The organism is Roseovarius sp. CAU 1744 (assembly GCF_039839345.1).
In the GTDB taxonomy this organism is placed as follows: Bacteria; Pseudomonadota; Alphaproteobacteria; order Rhodobacterales; family Rhodobacteraceae; genus Roseovarius.
The window spans coordinates 20790-40043 of the sequence record NZ_JBDOQV010000011.1 but is presented as its reverse complement, the minus strand read 5'-3'; the positions used below and the strand labels follow the sequence as shown (position 1 = coordinate 40043).

Genomic DNA, 19254 nt, shown 5'->3' with positions numbered 1-19254 from the left:
CCGTTGAGATGCGTCCAACGACCTTGGGCGGTGGTGCCTATCGTCCCCGGAGGCGCGGATCGAGCGCATCGCGCAGACCGTCGCCCATGTAATTGACGCTGAGCACGGTCAGCGAAATCGCGAGCCCCGGCCAGATCACCCGCTCGGGGTAGTCCTGAAGATAGACCGTCGCATCGTTCAGCAGCCGCCCCCAGGTGGGGAAATCGGGCGGAAATCCCAGCCCCAGGAAACTGAGCGCGCTTTCGGTGATGATCGCGTTGGCGATGCCCAGTGTGGCCGAGACCATGATCGGGGACATGACATTGGGCAGGATGTGGCGGGTTATCAGGTGGAAATTCGATGTTCCGATGGACCGGGCGGCCAGGATGAACTCGCGTTCCTTGATCGCCAGCACGTCGCTGCGCACGATCCGTGCGGTGGGCATCCAGCTGGTGATCCCGATGGCAAAGACGATGAGGATGAAGATCCCGGTCTCGGGTCCGAAACGGGCGTTGAGCGCCTCGCGGAAGAGCATGACCATGACCAGCAGCAGGGGCAGCAGCGGCAGCGACAGGAACAGGTCGGTCAACCGCATCAACGGCCCGTCGAGCCAGCGGAAGAACCCGGCCAGCACGCCGATCAGGCTGCCCAGCACCAGCGCCAGCAGCATCGCCGTCAACCCAACCGTGATCGAGCTGCGCCCCCCCGACATGATCCGCGCCAGCGTATCGCGGCCCAGTTGATCGGTGCCGAATGGATGTGCCCAGCTGGGCCCCTGGTTGCGGGCGCGGATGTCGATATGGGTGGCGTCTATGCTCCAGATCAGCGGGCCCAGGAACACCGTGACGATGATGAACAGGAATACCCCCATGCCGATCAGCGCCCCGCGATGGGCGCGGAACTGCAGCCAGACATCACGCCATTGGCTGCGCGGCGGGGTGGCGATGGCGGGTTCAGTCATAGCGGATCCTCGGATCCAGCATGCCATAGAGCAGGTCGGCAATGATGTTGAAGAGAACGATCAGGACCGCCAGCATGAAGGTGACGGTCTGGACCATCGGCAGGTCGTTGGCCTGAATCGCGGTGATCAGCAGCTGCCCCAGCCCGTTTACCTTGAAAATCTGCTCGGTAATGATGGCGCCGCCGAAAATCTGCGGCACGCCAAGGGCGATCACCGTCACCACGGGGATCATCGAATTGCGCAGCACATGCACCATCACAACCGTGCTTTCGCCCAGCCCCTTCGCCCGTGCCGTTCGGACGTAATCCTGCCCCAGATTGTCCAGCATCGAGGCCCGCATGAAGCGGCTGATCTGCGCCGTGGTCTGCAGCGCCAGCACCATCACCGGCATGACCATCTGCTTGAGCTGAATGACGAAACTGTCCCAGTCCACGACCCGGTGGGTGGTGTCGTAAATCGACGGCAGCCAGCCCAGCTGCACCGAAAAGATCACGATGACCAGCACGCCCGAGAAGAAAGGCGGCACCGAATAGCCCACCATGGTGACGAAGGTGCCGACCTGATCGAAGACCGAATATTGCCGGTAGGCCGAATAGATGCCGATGGGCAGGGCGATCAGGATGCCGACCACATAGGACATCGCCACCACCCAGAGCGTCTGCGGCATCCGCTGAATGACGATATCCATGACCGGCGAGCGCGTCTGCCAGCTGATGACGCGCTGCTCGCCGGCTGCCAGTGCGGTGCCGAATGTACTGTCAAACCAGACCGACGGTTCGACCACGAAGAACTGATAGAGCCATTTGCCGAACCGGATATGGGTGGGCTGGCCCAGGCCCAGGGCCTCGCGCATCTGCTGCTTGACTTCCGCGGGGACGGTCAGCGGCACCTGCGCCATCGGGTCGCCCGGCGCAAGTTCCAGCAGCAGAAAGATGACAAGTGCGATGAAAAGCAGCGTCGGAACGGACAAAACCAGTCGCCGGACGGTGTAAGTCAGCATTCGAGGGCGCCTTCAAGGATCGGGTGTTTCCTGTATCCACGCTTGCGGCGGAAAAATCAACGTGGGGCGGCGCTTGGATGAAAGCCGGCCTCATGAATTTTCCGGCACCCCCCGCTTTCGTTGGTGTCAAAGCGGCGGCGGGGAGCGGCATTCTGCGGCAGCGGCCAGTGATGACCGCTGGCCGTCTTATGCCCGAACTGCGCCGGTCAGCGCAGGCGGCTTTCGATCAGCTGGTCCGCGATCACGTGCGGCGGCTGGTCTGTTTCATCGGCGCGAACGAACACGTCTTCCAGGGTCGTCGCCAGCCCTGCGATGCGGCTTTCGCGATAGGCAGGGTCCGAGATTTTCAGAATTTCCATTGCCACGTTCACGATACCGCCGCCGTTGACGATGTAGTCGGGCGCATAAAGGATCCCGGCATCCTTCAGCCGCTGACCGCAAGTATCGTCGGCAAGCTGGTTGTTCGCGGCGCCAACGACAAAACGTGCCTTCAGCGCGGCGATGGCATCTGCGGTCAGCGCACCGCCCATGGCGCAGGGGGCAAAGACATCGGCGCGCTGATGCAGGATTTCATCCGGCGCAACAACCGTCGCCCCGAAACTGTCTTGCGCGATGCGCACGGCCTCGTCGTTGATGTCGCTTACGATCAGCTCTGCGCCGGCCTCGTGCAGCATTCCCGCAAGGCTCATGCCGACATGGCCCAAACCCTGGATCGCGATGACCTTGCCGGTCAGATCATCTGATCCCAGGCCGTGTTTCAGGGTCTGCTTCAGGCACAGGAACACCCCGCGCGCGGTGACCGGTGACGGATCGCCACTGGCAAATTCGCCGCCTTCAAGACCCGCGACATACGCGGTTACTTCGGCGACATGCGCCATGTCCTGCGGCGAAACGCCGACATCCTCGGCGGTGTAATAATCGCCGGCCAGCTGATCGATGAACCGGCCGAAGGCACGCATCAATTCGGGCGACTTCTGGGTTTTGGGGTCGCCGATGATCACCGATTTCCCGCCGCCGAGGGGCAGTTCGGCCGCGGCGTTCTTGTAGGTCATGCCGCGCGACAGCCGCTCGACATCATAGATGGCGTCTTCGATCTTGGCATAGTTGAACATCCGGCAGCCGCCCGCGGCCGGCCCCCGTTTCAACGAGTGGATGGAGACAAGCGCGTGCAGTCCCGTATCGGCATCACGCGCCTCGACCAGCCGTTCGTAACCGGCACTGGGTTTGAGTTCGCGGATGATGACGGATGTGTCGGTGGCGGCGTCGTTCATGTGCTGACCCTCATGATGGCAAAGGCTGTATGGTCAGGACGCGCCGGTTTGCGGCAAGCTGCACCTTTCAGCCGGGATTTTCATTTGTTACCCGCGCATTGTCAGAATAGGTGTTTGAACTTATAAGAGATACGCTCGGATTCAAAATCTGATTTTGCCGCACCGTCAAACAACGAAAGAAAATTCGTGAAACCTTTGGACTCGACAGATATCCGAATCCTTCGTGCCTTGCTGAAAGAAGGCAATATCCCCAACACGAAGCTTTCCGAGATCGTGTCGCTGTCGACCAGCCAGTGCTGGCAGCGCGTACAGCGGTTGCAGCGCGACGGATATATCAAGGGGTACAATGCGGTCATCGACCACCAGTTGCTGGGGTATTCCGATATCGTGCTGGTCGAGATTTCGGCGGCGCGAGACGAGGTCACCCGGATTACCGAGCTCTGTGAAGAGTTGAGCAAGATCCCCGAGGTTCTGGAAGTCCACCTGACATCGGGCGAATTCGATTGTTTCATCAAGGTGGCCGTTGACGGCACGCGGGGTTATGAGCATTTCCTCAACCAGAAATTATATCGCATCAAGGGAATTCAGAACTCGCGGTCGTCATTCTCGCTAAAGTGCTTCAAGAACGAGACCGGGTTTGTGCCTGATACGATGTAGCGAGGCGGGTAGGCAAATTAAATTTTGCATACGGCTACCTGGGCAAAATAAAAACCAGAGTTACTAGTGTTTGCCCCTAAAGAACGGGCAGATATTTGATTGGTGATAAACTATGTTCGACCTATGGGATTGGGTGCGAATACGCATCCCTTGCGCTGCTGGCAGTCGGTGCGGGAAATCGCGCGGCCAGGCCGGCAGGCAGGGCGGCTGCATCGCCAATCACAGCTAAACCGAGGACGCCATGAACGACACGCCACCGCTTTCACTCAAGGTTCCACAGCCCGAATACCGGCCGGGCGACACGCCGGATTTTTCCGGGCTCGAGATCCCCGCCGCGGGATCGGTGCGCCGGCCACCGGTGGATGCGAACCCCGAGGATATGCGCGATCTGGCCTTTACGATCATCCGCGTGCTGGATGACGCGGGCAAGGCGCAGGGCGACTGGGCCGGCAGCCTGAGCGATGACGAGATCGCCCAAGGGCTGCGGGACATGATGACGCTCCGCATTTACGACGCGCGGATGATGACGGCGCAGCGCCAGGGCAAGACCTCTTTCTACATGCAGCATCTAGGCGAAGAGGCGATCAGCTGCGCGTTTCAGCGGGCGTTGCAGAAGGGGGACATGAACTTTCCCACCTATCGGCAGGCCGGTCTGCTGATCGCCGCGGGCTATCCGATGGAAACCATGATGTGCCAGATCTACTCGAATGAGGCGGATCCGTTGCACGGCCGGCAATTGCCGGTGATGTACAGTTCCCGGGAATACGGGTTCTTCACGATCTCGGGCAATCTGGCGACCCAGTATATCCAGGCGGTCGGCTGGAGCATGGCCTCGGCGATCAAGGGCGACACCAAGATCGCCGCCTCGTGGATCGGGGACGGGTCCACCTCTGAGAACGATTTTCACGCGGCGATGGTGTTTGCATCGACCTACACCGCGCCTGTCGTGCTGAATGTCGTCAACAACCAGTGGGCCATCTCGACCTTTCAGGGTATCGCCCGGGGCGGCGCGCATACATTTGCCGCGCGCGGGCACGGGTTTGGCATCCCGTCATTGCGCGTGGATGGTAACGACTATCTTGCGGTCCATGCCGTCGCGAAATGGGCGGCCGACCGCGCCCGGCGCAATCTGGGCCCCACGCTGATCGAACACGTCACCTATCGCGCCGGGGGGCATTCCACCTCGGACGATCCGAGCGCTTACCGTCCGAAGAGTGAAAGCGAGGCCTGGCCGCTTGGTGACCCGATTGACCGGCTCAAGAACCACCTGATCGCCAAAGGTGCGTGGTCCGAAGAGCGTCACAAGCAGGCGGAGGCCGAGATTACCGACATGGTGATCGACTGCCAGAAGCGCGCCGAGGCCATCGGAACGCTGAATTCGGGCCATGTGCCGTCGCCGCGCGACATGTTCGAGGATGTCTATGCCGAGATGCCGCCGCACCTGGTCCGGCAACGTCACGAAGTGGGGTATTGACCATGACACAGTTGACGATGATCGCGGCAATTCAGAATGCCCATGATCTGGCCATGGAACGCGACGACAACGTGGTCGTATTCGGCGAGGATGTCGGATATTTCGGCGGGGTGTTCCGCTGCACCGCGGGTTTGCAGCAGAAATACGGGCCCGAGAGATGCTTCGATGCGCCGATCAGCGAATTGGGGATCGTCGGCGCCGGGATCGGCATGGCGGCCTACGGCCTGAGGCCGGTCGTCGAGGTGCAGTTTGCCGACTACATGTACCCCGCCTATGATCAGATCGTGTCAGAGGCCGCGCGCCTACGCTATCGGTCCGCTGGTGAATTCACCTGCCCGATGGTCATACGCATGCCGACCGGCGGCGGCATCTGGGGCGGGCAGACCCACAGCCAGAGCCCCGAGGCGCTGTTTACCCATGTCGCCGGGCTGAAAACGGTCATTCCGTCCAATCCGCAGGACGCCAAGGGGCTGTTGCTGGCGGCGATCGCCGATCCGGATCCGGTGATCTTTCTGGAACCGAAGCGGCTTTATAACGGCCCGTTCGACGGCCACCATGATCGCCCCGTCCAGCCGTGGAAAAAACACGCCCTGGGCGAGGTTGATCCCGACTATTACGAGGTGCCGCTGGGCAAGGCCGCGGTGGCGCGTGCAGGCAGCGATCTGACCATCGTGACCTATGGCACGATGGTTCACGTGGCGATAGCAACGGCCGAGGAAACCGGGATCGACGCCGAGGTGATCGACCTGCGTACCCTGATTCCGCTGGATACGGAAACGGTGATGGCCTCGGTGCAGAAAACCGGGCGCTGCCTTGTCCTGCATGAGGCGACGCTGACCTCGGGCTTTGGCGCCGAACTGGCCGCGCAGATCCAGCAGGAATGTTTCTATCACCTCGAAGCGCCGGTGCTGCGGGTGGCCGGCTGGGACACGCCCTATCCGCATGCGCAGGAATGGGCCTATTTCCCGGGGCCTGACCGGGTGGGGCGCAACATGAAGAAACTGATGGAGGCGTAGATGGGAATTCATACCATAAAGCTGCCGGATGTCGGTGAAGGCATCGCCGAGGCCGAGCTGAGCGCCTGGCACGTCAAGGTCGGGGATGTCGTCAGGGAAGACGACCTGCTGGCCGAAGTGATGACCGACAAGGCCGCCGTCGAAATCCCGTCGGCGGTTGCCGGCAAGGTCGTCTGGCTCGGCGGCCAGGCCGGTGACACGCTGGCCATTGGCGCCGACCTGGTCAGGCTGGAGGTCGAGGGCGCGGGCAACACGTCACCCGAAGAGGCGGCCGCAGCCGCATCCGGGGCGAAACCCGACGAGCCTGCCGCCGAAGAGCCGGCCCCGTCCCGGGCCGAACCGGCCGCACCGCAGCTTGACCTGCAGGTTGCCGAGGGCAGGGGGGTTCATGAGATCAAGGTGCCCGATGTCGGCGAAGGCATTGCCGAGGCAGAGCTGACAGGCTGGAATGTCTCGGTCGGCACAGAGATCAAGGAAGACGACATCATCGCCGAGGTGATGACCGAGAAAGCGGCGGTCGAGATCCCGTCGGACATTTCCGGCAAGGTTCTTTACCTCGGGAGTGAAGCCGGGGAAACCGTTGCCATCGGAAGCACATTGCTGCTGATCGAGGTGGACGGGCCCGGCAACATCTCGATCGAGGAAGCCGCCAGGAAGCTGGCATCGGCTGCGCCTGCCGCCACCGCGGCACCGGCAAAACCGGCCGCGCCGGCCCCCGCGCCCAAGGCGAAAGAACCTCAGGCCTCCGCACCCAGGGCGAAACCGGCCGCGCCCGTATCCGGCGGCACGCAGCGCCGCGCCGAGGGTGAAAGACCCCTGACGACCCCATCCGTGCGCAAGCGTGCACGCGAGATGGGCGTGGATCTGCGCCAGGTGATGGGCAGCGGCCCCGCCGGGCGGATCAGCCATGAGGACCTGACCCATTTCCACCAGACCGGCGGGCAGGCCGCGGCGGGGGCCGCGCGCCCGCGGCTGACCGGCGAAACCGAGGAAAAGGTCATCGGCCTGCGCCGCAAGATCGCCGAGCGCATGGCCCTGTCGAAATCCCGCATCCCCCACATCACCATCGTCGAAGAGGTGGATGTCACCGATCTGGAAGATCTGCGCGGCAAGCTGAACGCGGCCAGGGCCGAGACCAGGGGCAAGCTTACCGTGCTGCCCTTCGTGATCCGCGCGATCGTGAACGCGGTCGCGGAACAGCCCAACCTGAACGCGCATTTCGAAGATGACGACGGCATTTTCCGCAAGTTCGAGGCTGTGCATGTGGGCATCGCGACTCAGACGCCGAACGGACTGATCGTCCCGGTGGTGCGCCATTCCGAGGCGATGTCACTGTGGGAAAGCGCGGCAGAGCTTGGCCGCCTGGCCAATGCTGCCCGCGACGGCAAGGCCAAGGCAGAGGAACTGAGCGGTTCGACCATCACCATCACCTCGCTCGGGCCGCTTGGGGCGCTGGCCACGACGCCCATCATCAACCACCCCGAGGTGGCGATCGTGGGCATCAACAAGATGGCAGTGCGGCCGCATTGGGACGGGAACGCGTTTGTGCCGCGCACGCAGATGAACATCTCCTGCAGCTTTGACCACCGCGTCATCGACGGCTGGGATGCGGCGGTTTTTGTCCGCAAACTGAAATCGCTTCTCGAAACGCCCGCGCTGCTGTTGCTGGAGGACTGATGATGGAAGAACTGAGTTGCCAACTGCTGGTGATCGGCTCGGGGCCGGGGGGCTATGTCTGTGCCATTCGCGCCGGGCAATTGGGTGTGGACACGATCATCGTCGAGGCCAAGGCCCATGGCGGCACCTGCCTGAACGTCGGGTGCATCCCGTCCAAGGCGCTGATCCACGCCGCCGAGGAATATTCGCGGGCCGTGCATTTCACCGGCGACAACAATCTTGGGATCTCGGTGCAGAAGCCGCGGATCGAGCTGAAGAAAACCGTCGCCTGGAAGGATGGAATCGTGGCGCGGCTGAATGGCGGCGTCACGGCGCTGCTGAAACGTGCAGGGGTTCGGGCGATCATCGGCCAGGCCCGGTTTCGCGACGGCAAATCCGTGATCGTCGAAACGGATATGGGCAAACAGCTGATCCGTGCGCAAAAGATCGTCATCGCGACGGGCTCGGAACCGTTCGAAATCCCGTCTCTGCCGTTCGGTCGCGATGTGATCTCGTCCACCGGGGCGCTGGCGCTGACCGAGGTGCCGAACCGGCTGATCGTTGTCGGCGGGGGGTATATCGGGCTTGAGATCGGCACGGCGATGTCCAAGCTGGGCGCCGAGGTGACGGTGGTTGAATTCGTGGATCGCATCCTGCCGCAATATGACAGGGAACTGACCAGACCCGTCGCCGACCGGCTGGCCGCGCTTGGCGTCACCGTGATGCTGAACGCCAAGGCCGAGGGGCTGAACGCCGCCAAAGATGCGCTGAAGGTCACGCTGGAGGGCGGTGACGAGGCCGCGCTGCCCTTTGACAAGATCCTGGTCGCGGTCGGGCGCAAGGCGCGGACCCATGATTGCGGGCTGGAGGAACTGTCGCTCAGGATGAACGGGCCGTTCATCCAGATCGACGACCGATGCCAGACCTCGATGCACGATGTCTACGCCATCGGTGACGTGACCGGCGAGCCGATGCTGGCGCACCGCGCGATTGCACAGGGCGAGATGGTCGCCGAGATCGCCGCCGGCGGCCCGCAGGCCTGGGACAGGCAATGTATCCCGGCGGTGTGTTTCACCGACCCCGAAATCGTCACGGCGGGCCTGTCGCCCGACGAGGCCGTGGAACAGGGCCACGAGATCGTGACCGGCAAGTTTCCCTTCACCGCCAATGGCCGCGCGATGACGATGGAGAACGAAAGCGGCTTCATCCGCGTGGTTGCCCGGGCCAGCGATCATGTGATCCTGGGCATTCAGGCAACTGGCGGCGGCATTTCCGAACTGGCCGCATCCTTTGCGCTTGCAATCGAAATGGGGGCCCGGCTGGAAGATGTTGCCGGCACCATTCACGCCCATCCGACCCAGAGCGAAGGTTTCCAGGAGGCCGCGCTGAAGGCGCTGGGCCACGCGATCCACATCTGAGGCGGAAACCGCCACATCACCGTCCACGCCGCGGGCTTGCCGCGAAGCTGAACCGACAGAAAGGCTGAATTCATGGATTTTGCGCCTACGGAAGAACAGAACGCCATTTTCGAGATGGCATATGATTTTGGGCAGGAACATGTCGCGCCCTTCGCCACGAAATGGGAGGTCGACGGCACCATCCCCAAGGACCTGTGGCCCAAATTCGCCGAACTGGGGCTGGGCGGCATCTATGTTTCGGAAGAATATGGTGGTTCGGGTCTCACGCGGCTTGATGCCACGCTGGTCTTCGAGGCGCTGTCGATGGCCTGCCCCGCCGTTGCATCGCTCTTGTCGATCCACAACATGTGCGGCGGCATGATCGACAAGTTCGGCTCGGCCGAGACCAAGGCAAAGTGGCTGCCGCAGCTTTGCGGGATGGAAAAGCTGTTCTCCTACTGCCTGACCGAACCCGGCTCGGGCTCGGACGCGGCGGCGCTCAGGACACGGGCCGACCGGACCAATGCGGGCTACAGGCTCAACGGCACCAAGGCCTTCATCTCGGGCGGCAGCTATTCCGATGTTTACCTGACCATGGTGCGCACCGGCGATCATGGCCCGCGCGGGATCTCGGCGGTGCTGGTCGAAGCGGGTAGCAAGGGCCTGTCCTTTGGGGCGCTGGAACAGAAGATGGGCTGGAAGGCCCAGCCGACCGCACAGGTACAGTTCGACGATTGCGAAATTTCCGCCGATAACCTGGTGGGCGAGGAAGGCCGCGGGTTTACCTATGCCATGGCCGGGCTGGACGGCGGGCGGCTGAACATCGCGGCCTCTGCCCTTGGCGGGGCGCAGGCGGCGCTGACGGCGGCGTTGAATTACGCCGGAGAGCGCAAGGCGTTCGGCAAGACGATCGACCAGTTCCAGGCGCTGCAGTTCCGCCTGGCCGCCATGGAGATCAAGCTTCAGGCGGCGCGGGTGTTCCTGCGGCAGGCGGCATGGAAGCTGGACACCAAGGCATATGACGCGACGAAGTACTGCGCGATGGCAAAGACCTTCGTGACCGACGCAGCTTTCGAGGTTGCCAATGACGCGCTACAATTGCATGGCGGCTATGGCTATCTGGCCGATTACGGCATCGAAAAAATCGTGCGTGACCTGCGAGTGCATCAGATTCTGGAAGGCACCAACGAAATCATGCACCTAATCGTGTCGCGGCAACTGATCGCAGATCGGGGCTGACCCGGCAGCAAGGAGGAACCAATGGACCAGAACGTGATGAAAAAACTGTCCGAGCTGATGAAATCCGCCGCCAGATCGCACCCGCTTTTTGCCGCGATGGAGCCATCGAAATCATCCGATTTCGCCAAAGGCTGGGCCGAGGCCGCGCAGGCGATGCTGACCCCGAACAATGATGCCTGGGCAGAATGGGCAAAGGCCTGGTCCAGCTACCAGTCCGACATGACGGCGCTTTGGCTGTCCGGTCTGCAAGGCAGCACTGTAGGTTCGGAGCCCGGCAAGGATCCCAGGTTCAAGGATGAGGCCTGGAACGAAGGTATCTTCCCGTTTCTGCGTCAGTCCTACGAGCTGACATCCAAGGCCATGGTGGACATGGCCGACAAGGCGGGTTTGCCGGAACATGAACAGCGCAAGCTGAGCTTTTATGCCCGCATCACCGCCGACGGGCTTTCGCCGTCCAATTTCCTGATGACCAATCCCGAAGTGCTCAAGCTGGCACAGGAAACCCGCGGCCAAAGCCTGATCGACGGTTTCCGCAACATGCTTGCCGATCTCGAAAAGGGTTACATCACCACGACGGACGAAACCGCGTTTGAACTTGGCAAGAACCTGGCCACGACGCCGGGCGCCGTGGTCTATCGCAACGAACTGATCGAACTGATCCAGTACACGCCGGTGACGCCCAAGGTGCGCGCCAACCCGATCCTGATCGTGCCCCCTTGCGTGAACAAGTTCTACATCTTCGACATCAACGAGAAAAAGTCGATGATCCGCTACCTGCTGGAAGAGGGCAATTCGGTCTTCACCATCTCCTGGCGCAATGCCGGGCCCGAGACGCAGGATTATGACTGGAACGATTATATCACCCAAGGGGTGCTGAGCGCGATGGATGCCACCGCCGGCATCGCCAAGGCCGAGAAACTTGATCTACTGTCCTGGTGCAATGGCGGTACCTTGCTGCTGGCGGCGCTGGCGGTGATGCCCAAGGCGCAGAAATCCCTGGTGGGCTCGGCCACGTTCCTGTCCTCGATGCTGGATTTCAGCGATCCGGGCGAGGTCGAGGTGTTCATCGACGAACCGCAGATCGAGGCCTACAAGCGGCGGCTTGACGCGGCCAAGGTCGCTCCCGGACGGGACATCGCACGGGCCATGGCGATGCTGCATGTCAACGAATCCATCTGGGGCTTTGTCGTCAACAACTACCTCAAGGGCAAGACCCCGCCGCCTTTCGATATCCTTTACTGGAACGCCGATACGTCGAACCTGCCGGCCCGCTGGTATTCCTATTTCGTCGAAGAGATGTACCACGCCGACAAGCTGAAGGAACCCGGCGCGCTGACATTGCTGGACCAGCCGGTTGATTGCGCGAATATCGACGTGCCCTGCTGTTTCGTGTCGGCCACGGGTGATCACATCGTCCCCTGGAAGACATCGTATTCGTCGACAACACTATTGCCGAACGTGACCGAGTTCATCCTGACCTCGGGCGGGCATGTGTCGGGCACGGTCATCAATCATCCGGCCGGGAATCGCCGCTATTTCCTGTCGGGGGGCGATCAGACGGGCACCGCCGAGGCATGGCAGGAGACGGCCGCGCGGACCAATGGCAGCTGGTGGCCGCATTGGCTGGGGTGGCTGGACAAGACCAGCGGCGCGGACAAGCGCAGCGCGCCGCGTGGCCTGGGTGACCGAAAGCACCCCGAACTGGCCCCGGCGCCCGGGACATATGTGCTGGAAAAAGTTCCGCAGGACGGATAGTTATCGGCCTGCTGATGGGCCGCATTCCGGCGTGTTTGGAGAGTAACCAGTGACGCATACAGGCGAAAACCGGGAAAACGGCCGCTTTCAGATGCTGTCTGCGGGTGGCGTTAGTCTGAGGGTTTATACCCGGGATCCCGGAACCTCGGGCGTGCCATTGGTCATTTGCAACGGCCTCGGGCAATCGGTCGAGATACTCTATCCGCTCATGCAGGAGCTGCCCGACCGGCCGATCATTGCCTTCGATGCGGCTGGTACCGGACACTCGGACGTCCCGGCGGACATGACCACGATCCCGCAGCATTCCGCGATGCTGGGCGAGGTTCTGGATCAGCTGGGCGTGCAGCAATTCGATGTCATGGGAATATCCTGGGGCGGGGCGGTGGCACAGCAGATCGCCCATGATCAGCCCGACCGCGTGCGCCGGATGGTCCTGGCGATCACTTCGGCAGGTGGCCCCGGCAGCTGGTGGGGGTCGCCCCTCGCCGTTTCCGAGATCATGTTTCCGTGGCGCTACGCAAGCAAGGCCTACGGCAATTTCATCGGCCCGTTCATGTATGGCGGCGAAGCCATCCTGCACCCTTCGCTGTTCCGTGAATATGCCCGGAACGCGATCAGCCCGAGCATGAAAGGGTATTTCGCCCAGGTGAATGCCCTTTGTACCTGGAGCAGCATTCCCTGGCTTGGCCAGCTGACGCAGCCCGCGCAGATCATCGGCGGTGCGCTGGATACGCTGATCCCGATAGCCAACCAGATGCTGTTGGCCTCGCTGAAACCGAATTCCAGTTTCAGGGTCTTCAATGCCGGACATCTGCTGATGTATTCACGCCGCGCCGAGGTCGGGGCACTGGTTACGGAATTTCTGGATCGCTGACCGCCTGAGGGCCGTGGCTCTGCGGTTACGCCCGTCACCGCGGCGGTAGATGCGGCGTAGCGGTCGACGCCCCGGCACCTGGATGCCGTCGCGCTACGGCATGGCCGGCAATCTTTTGGAAGACGCCAACTATGAGCAATATTCGCTCAGGTCTTTCGGTGCATGAAGCAGGGTACCGTCATACTTGGGAAGATCATCGTTCATGCTGAGCCACGGGAGCTTGCTTTGGTAATTCACGTGGAAGGTCGGCTGGAAATCCAGCGGGTTTTCCAGTGAAGCGGCATAAAGACGCATTCCGCCGCGATAGTGGTTTGCCTCAAACCCCATCGGCGCGCCGCAATTCCGGCAAAAGTGCCTTTGCACACCTTCCGAACTCTCCAGTGTCTTCGGGGCATCGCCAGTCCACTTGAAATTCTTCACCGGCACGCCAAGCCAGGCAACCACCGGCGCGGCGCAGTTTCGGCGGCAATCGTCGCAATGACAGTAACAGGCCCAGGTCACCTCGCCCGAAAATTCCCACCGCGTTTTCTTGCACAGGCAATGGCCGCGTGTTTTCAATTGTCCCTCCGGGTTTCTCAACCGCTGACCGGTTCATTGCACAAAATGCATCGGCGCAGCCTGCGCCAAACAAACCATGTGGCTTCGGCTGCGGTCTGATCCGGAACAGACCGTTTGCGATAGAGAAGCGGCACCGGTCTATTGCCGGGCCTTGTCCGGCGCGCTGGCTGCGAATTCACGCGCCAGGCTACAGCGTCACTTTACCCGGTACCAGTCCGCGGCATTCCACAGCTCGCTGTCCCAGATGTTCAGGATAACGCCGCCCAGTGCGTTGGAGTGACCAGACACGCGGCCCCGATCAACCAGCGGCAGGATCGCGTATTCCTGCATCAGTATGTCGTTCATCGCCTTGGCCAGGCTGGCGCGCTCGTCCAGATCCGCGGTCGTGGCCATCTCTGCGACCAGCGCGTCGTATTCGGCTGAACAGAACCGGCCCATATTGTTGCCCTGCCACTGGTTCTCCGGTGATGGCGCCTGATCGCAGGCCCAGCGAGCCATGTAGTTCTCGGGGTCGGTTCCGTCGAAGTTGTTGGCGAACATCTCGACATCGGCAAAGAACTTCTGGAACGTGTCGGGGCTGCCCGGATCCCCGCCGAAAAACACCGACGCGTCGATGTTGCGCAATTCGGTTTCCACGCCAATCTCGCTCCACCATTGCTTGATAAGCGCCTGAAAATCCTGGCGCACGGCATTGGTCGAGGTCTGATAGAGTAGTGACAGCCGCTTGCCGTCCTTGGCGCGGACACCGTCAGCGCCCCTGACCCATCCGGCCTCGTCCAGCAGCGCGTTGGCGCCGGCGATATCCTGTACCTTGCAGGATTCGTTGGCGGTCGAGGCGTAGATCTCGGGCGCGGGCAGCACGTTGCATGTAACCCGGCCCGCATCGCCATAACCGATCTCGACCAGAAGCTCGCGGTCAATCGCCATCGACAGGGCCTGGCGCACGGCCTTGTCGGTGAGGATCGGGTGCGGATGCGCGACGGTGCCGCGCTCGTCGCCCAAGGCCGGGTCCGGGTTGGTGAAGTTGATCATGATCCGTTCAACCAGTGTACCGAAGGTCGACACGATCTTGCCCTTGCCTGCGGCTTCCATGTTTTTCAGCACATCGGGGGCCAGTTGCAGGTTCCAGGCGTAGTCGAACTCACCCGTTTCCAGCACCGCTCGCCCGGCCGCCATGGCATCGCCCCCGCCCTTGAACAGGATGGTCTGGAATGCGGGTTTGGCGGGGTCACGATAGTTTTCGTTGGCGGTCAGCTGAATTACGTCATTGGGCCGGAAATCCGTGACCGTGAAGGGGCCCGTTCCGATGGGATAGAAATTGGCCTCGGTGCATTCGGGTGCCTTCGGCCCCAGGCAATCGGCAAATTGCGCCTTCTGAATGATCGGTGCCTGGCCGCCGACAAACGGGCCATAGGGGAATGGCTTGGGAACGCCAAAGGTGACCACGATGGTGCGGTCATCCGGCGTGTCGACCGAAGTGACGTCGATATATTTCTCGGCCTGGGCACAGCCGCCGCCCTCGGCCGTGCAATATTCCCACGTAAACTTGACATCTTCCGAGGTGACCGGGCTGCCGTCGGACCATTTCAGGCCCTCTTTCAGAACCCATGTGATCGCGGTCAGATCCTCGCTGACGCCGCCATTGCCAACGGTCGGCACCTCTTCGGCCAGCCACGGCACCAGGTTGCCGCCCTCGTCATAGCGCGCCAGCGGTTCGATCACCAGGCTGGCGGCCTCCATGTCCTTGGTCCCGCCCGACAGGTAGGGATTCATGATCGACGGGGCCTGCCAATAGAGAATGCTTGCCTGTCCGTCAGCACCGCGTTCCGCCTGTGCCGAGCTTGCCAGCGCCAGCACCGTTGCGGCGGTGTATGTTGTGGCGGTCAATCGCATCTTCTTCCTCCAGTTCTCAGGCAGAGCCGAGCATGTCTCGCGTGTCTGCAATCAGGGCCTTCCCGACCTCAAGATACCACCAAAACCGTAAACCCAAAAACCTGCGTGCGAGAGATCGGCGCTGTTAACCTTTTTTGTCTGCTGTCTTGCCCATCTCAGACCGGTTGAGCAAAAAATGCAAGGCTTCCGTTGGTGCCCTCTCGCCCAGGGGGTGCAGGTGGTTTGACGCGATCAGCGGCGCTCTGTAGCGTGGCGCCAGATGATCGGACGAAAAGGCCACTTGCAGCATGTCGGCGCACCCCATTGCCCGTATCGAAAACTTGCGGGTCACGTTCGAGACGCGCGACGGCCCGGTGGTGGGGGTCGAGGATGTTTCATTCGACATCGGCGCGGGCGAAACCGTCTGCGTGGTGGGCGAATCCGGGTCCGGCAAATCGGTATCCTCGCTGTCGCTGATGCGCCTGGTCGAATTTGGTGGCGGCCAGATTGCGGGCGGGCGGCTGATCTTTGACCGTGCCGAGGGCGGGCAGACCGACCTGGCGGGCGCGGGCCAGGGCCTGATGCGGCATGTTCGCGGCAATGAGATCGGAATGATCTTTCAAGAGCCGATGACGGCGCTGAACCCGGTCTTTACCATCGGCCGGCAGTTGACCGAAGGCCTGCGGCTGCACCGCGGATTGGATCGAGATGCGGCGAGGTCAAGGGCGCTGGAGTTGCTGCGCGAGGTCAGGATCCCCGAGCCGGAGCGCCGCCTCAGGCAATATCCGCACGAATTGTCCGGCGGGATGCGGCAGCGCGTGGTCATCGCGATGGCGCTGGCCTGCCGTCCGCGCCTGCTGATCGCGGACGAGCCGACCACGGCGCTGGATGTGACCATTCAGGCGGAAATCCTGGCGCTGATGGACCGTCTGAAACGCGAAACCGGCACGGCGGTGATGTTCATCACCCATGATATGGCGGTGGTGGCGCAGATGGCCGACCGGGTGGTGGTGATGTATCGCGGCCGCAAGGTCGAGGAAGGCCCCGTCGAGCAGATTTTCGAGGCACCGCAGCACGCCTATACCCAGGCATTGCTGGCTGCCGTGCCCCGCCTGGGAGAGATGCGCGGCAAATCCGCGCCCGAGCCGATGCGGCTGGTCGGCAGTGACCTTGACGCCGCGCCGGTCCGGGGCAGCGATACGACGCTGTTGCAGGTCGAAGGGCTGACGACGCGGTTCCCGGTCACCGGCGGGCTGATGCGCCGCAGGGTTGCCAATGTCCACGCGGTCGAGGATGTGTCCTTTACGCTCAACAAGGGCCGCACCCTGTCGCTGGTGGGCGAATCAGGCTGTGGCAAGTCCAGTGCCGGGCGGTCGATTCTGCGCCTGGTCGAACCGACGGGCGGGCGGATCATGCTGGACGGGGTGGATGTCATGGCGCTTGATGCGCGCGGGCTGAGGCGGGCGCGGGCGGATATGCAGATGGTGTTTCAGGATCCGTTCGCCAGCCTCAATCCGCAGATGAGCCTGGCCGACCAGGTGGCCGAGCCGATGCGGAATTTCGGCGTTCCGGCGCCCGAGCGTCAGACCCGCGTGGCGCAGCTTTTTGATCGGGTCGGCCTGCCAAGAACCTTTCTGAACCGCTATCCCCACGAACTTTCCGGTGGGCAGCGGCAGCGGATCGCGATTGCCCGCGCGCTGGCGCTGAAGCCCAAGCTGATTGTCGCGGACGAGGCGGTAAGCGCGCTTGATGTCAGCGTGCAGGCGCAGGTGCTGAACCTGATGATGGAATTGCAGGCGGATCTGGGGCTGTCCTATCTGTTCATCAGCCACGACATGGCGGTGGTCGAACGGGTCAGCCATGACGTGGCGGTGATGTATCTGGGCCGGATCGTCGAAAAAGGCCCGCGTTCGGCGGTGTTCGAGAACCCGCAACATCCCTATACGCGCGCCCTGATGCGGGCCGTGCCGATAGCGGACCCACGCCAGAGAAAAGCGGAAAGAGAGTTGACCTTCAAACCGATACCGTCCCCCATTCATCCGGTCGGATATGCGCCGCAACCGTCTGAATATGCCCAAGCCAGCCCCGGCCATTTCGTCCTGACAAGCGAGAGCGGATATTGACCGGGTTCCCGATTACCGAAGAGTCCCCGGCCGAGCACAGCGCGGACCTGCCGGACCGCGCCGATGTGGCGATCGTGGGCGGCGGCATCATCGGCGTGATGACGGCCTATTTCCTGGCGCGAAAAGGGCGGCGCGTGGTGCTGCTGGAAAAGGGCCGGATCGCCGCAGAACAGAGCGCGCGCAACTGGGGCTGGGTACGCCAGACCGGGCGCGATGCCGCCGAACTGCCGATCATGGTCGAGGCCAACAGGCTCTGGCCGGAATTGCAGCGCGACATCAACGAGGACCTCGGGCTGGTGCCGTCCGGCCTGACCTATCTGGGCGTGACGGACAGGGACATGGCCGAGTTCGAGGAATTCCTGCCGCTGGCCCGCGCAAACGGGGTCGACAGCCGCATTCTGAGCGCGCAGGAGGTGGCCGGGCTGTTGCCGGGGGCGTCGCGCCGTTACCTGGGCGCGCTGCATACGCCGTCCGACTACCGGGCCGAGCCCTGGGTGGCGGTGCCGCGTCTGGCGCGTGCGGCGGCGCGGGCGGGGGCGGTGTTGATCGAGGATTGCGCCGTGCGCGGGCTGGATATGGCGGCCGGCCGGATTGCCGGCGTCATCACCGAAAAGGGCCGGATGGCCGCCGATCAGGTTCTGGTCGCGGGCGGGGCATGGTCCTCGCTTTTCCTGCGGCGTCACGGGGTTTCGATCCCGCAGATTTCGGTGAAATCGACGGTGGTTGCCACCCGGCCGGTCCCCTCCGTGCACGAGGGTGGGGCGGCAGATCACACCATCGCGTTCCGGCGCCGCGCGGATGGCGGCTATACGCTGGCGCCCGAAGGGTTCCATGAATTCTACCTTGGTCCGGACGGATTCAGGGACATGTTCAAATACCTGAAACCGCTGATGAAAAACCCGTTCAGCCGTGTCTACCTGCCCGCTGCTCCCAAGGGGTTCCCGGACGGCTGGGGGACGCCGCGCCGCTGGTCGATGGAGGCGCACTCACCCTTCGAGGCGATGCGCATTCTTGACCCGACGCCGCGCCCGGATCGCGTGCACAAGATCCTGTCCGACTTTCAGACGCTGTTTCCGGGCCTCGGGTCTGTCGAGATGCGCGCCAGCTGGGCCGGGATGATCGATGCGATGCCCGATGTCGTGCCGATTGTCGACCAGGTGCCCGATCTGCCCGGCCTCTGGGTGGGAACGGGGATGAGCGGGCACGGTTTTGGTATCGGCCCCGCCTTTGGCCGCATCCTGGCCGACATGATGACAGGCGCCCCGCCCGGGCACGACATGGCGCGTTTCCGGTTCGGGCGCTTTACCGACGGCTCCAAGCTGGTGATGGGGCCAGGAATGTGATCGCGAATGTGAACTGGCGGGCCTTGCCGCAGGGCGCGCTATGCGTCAGGTTGCGCGCAGGCCCCGAACCCGGAGGAGC

15 protein-coding genes are annotated in these 19254 nt (G+C 62.7%); 10 read left to right on the top strand and 5 right to left on the bottom strand.

What is annotated here, in order from left to right:
- Positions 1-37: 37 nt before the first annotated feature.
- The 3 genes from AAFO92_RS19915 to AAFO92_RS19905 all read right to left on the bottom strand — a co-directional run bounded on the left by AAFO92_RS19915 (position 38) and on the right by AAFO92_RS19905 (position 3211).
- Positions 38-940 (bottom strand): ABC transporter permease, encoded by a 903-nt coding sequence (locus AAFO92_RS19915; protein WP_347538198.1) that lies wholly within the window; start codon positions 938-940, stop codon positions 38-40.
- Positions 933-1940, bottom strand: coding sequence for an ABC transporter permease (locus AAFO92_RS19910; protein ID WP_347538196.1), 1008 nt, complete (start codon positions 1938-1940; stop codon positions 933-935). Before AAFO92_RS19910 ends, AAFO92_RS19915 begins: the two co-directional genes overlap by 8 nt.
- A gap of 206 nt (positions 1941-2146) precedes the next feature.
- Positions 2147-3211 carry a Glu/Leu/Phe/Val dehydrogenase dimerization domain-containing protein gene (locus AAFO92_RS19905; RefSeq protein WP_347538194.1) on the bottom strand — a complete coding sequence of 355 codons (1065 nt, stop codon included), beginning with the start codon at positions 3209-3211 and terminating at the stop codon, positions 2147-2149.
- Between the two features lie 186 nt (positions 3212-3397).
- Here AAFO92_RS19905 and AAFO92_RS19900 point away from each other — a divergent pair, with 186 nt between their 5' ends.
- The 8 genes from AAFO92_RS19900 (at position 3398) to AAFO92_RS19865 (ending at position 13279) form a co-directional block, all read left to right on the top strand.
- Complete coding sequence (locus tag AAFO92_RS19900) at positions 3398-3868, top strand: Lrp/AsnC family transcriptional regulator (RefSeq protein WP_347538192.1); 471 nt, start codon at positions 3398-3400, stop codon at positions 3866-3868.
- Positions 3869-4109: 241 nt separating this feature from the next.
- Positions 4110-5342 (top strand): 3-methyl-2-oxobutanoate dehydrogenase (2-methylpropanoyl-transferring) subunit alpha, encoded by a 1233-nt coding sequence (locus AAFO92_RS19895; RefSeq protein WP_347538190.1) that lies wholly within the window; start codon positions 4110-4112, stop codon positions 5340-5342.
- Positions 5343-5344: 2 nt separating this feature from the next.
- A complete protein-coding gene (locus AAFO92_RS19890; protein ID WP_347538188.1) occupies positions 5345-6358 on the top strand; it encodes an alpha-ketoacid dehydrogenase subunit beta in 1014 nt (337 codons plus the stop codon).
- On the top strand, positions 6359-8035 hold the full coding sequence (locus AAFO92_RS19885; RefSeq protein WP_347538186.1) for a 2-oxo acid dehydrogenase subunit E2: 1677 nt from the start codon (positions 6359-6361) through the stop codon (positions 8033-8035).
- A gap of 2 nt (positions 8036-8037) precedes the next feature.
- Positions 8038-9432: a dihydrolipoyl dehydrogenase gene (lpdA, locus tag AAFO92_RS19880; RefSeq protein ID WP_347538467.1), complete on the top strand. Its 1395-nt coding sequence runs from the start codon at positions 8038-8040 to the stop codon at positions 9430-9432.
- A gap of 72 nt (positions 9433-9504) precedes the next feature.
- Positions 9505-10650: an acyl-CoA dehydrogenase family protein gene (locus tag AAFO92_RS19875; protein WP_347538184.1), complete on the top strand. Its 1146-nt coding sequence runs from the start codon at positions 9505-9507 to the stop codon at positions 10648-10650.
- 21 nt (positions 10651-10671) lie between these two features.
- A complete protein-coding gene (locus AAFO92_RS19870; RefSeq protein ID WP_347538182.1) occupies positions 10672-12405 on the top strand; it encodes an alpha/beta fold hydrolase in 1734 nt (577 codons plus the stop codon).
- Between the two features lie 49 nt (positions 12406-12454).
- Complete coding sequence (locus AAFO92_RS19865; protein ID WP_347538180.1) at positions 12455-13279, top strand: alpha/beta hydrolase; 825 nt, start codon at positions 12455-12457, stop codon at positions 13277-13279.
- Positions 13280-13408: 129 nt separating this feature from the next.
- Here AAFO92_RS19865 and AAFO92_RS19860 read toward each other — a convergent pair whose 3' ends face one another.
- Both AAFO92_RS19860 and AAFO92_RS19855 read right to left on the bottom strand, forming a co-directional pair.
- The gene (locus tag AAFO92_RS19860) at positions 13409-13837 is read right to left on the bottom strand and encodes a GFA family protein (RefSeq protein WP_347538178.1); all 429 of its coding nucleotides are present in this window, start codon (positions 13835-13837) and stop codon (positions 13409-13411) included.
- Positions 13838-14032: 195 nt separating this feature from the next.
- Positions 14033-15724, bottom strand: coding sequence for a peptide ABC transporter substrate-binding protein (locus AAFO92_RS19855; protein ID WP_347538177.1), 1692 nt, complete (start codon positions 15722-15724; stop codon positions 14033-14035).
- 293 nt (positions 15725-16017) lie between these two features.
- Between AAFO92_RS19855 and AAFO92_RS19850 the strand changes: the two genes are divergently transcribed.
- Together AAFO92_RS19850 and AAFO92_RS19845 are read left to right on the top strand one after the other, a co-directional pair.
- Complete coding sequence (locus AAFO92_RS19850; protein WP_347538175.1) at positions 16018-17832, top strand: ABC transporter ATP-binding protein; 1815 nt, start codon at positions 16018-16020, stop codon at positions 17830-17832.
- A complete protein-coding gene (locus AAFO92_RS19845; RefSeq protein WP_347538174.1) occupies positions 17829-19175 on the top strand; it encodes an FAD-binding oxidoreductase in 1347 nt (448 codons plus the stop codon). Before AAFO92_RS19850 ends, AAFO92_RS19845 begins: the two co-directional genes overlap by 4 nt.
- Positions 19176-19254 lie beyond the last annotated feature (79 nt).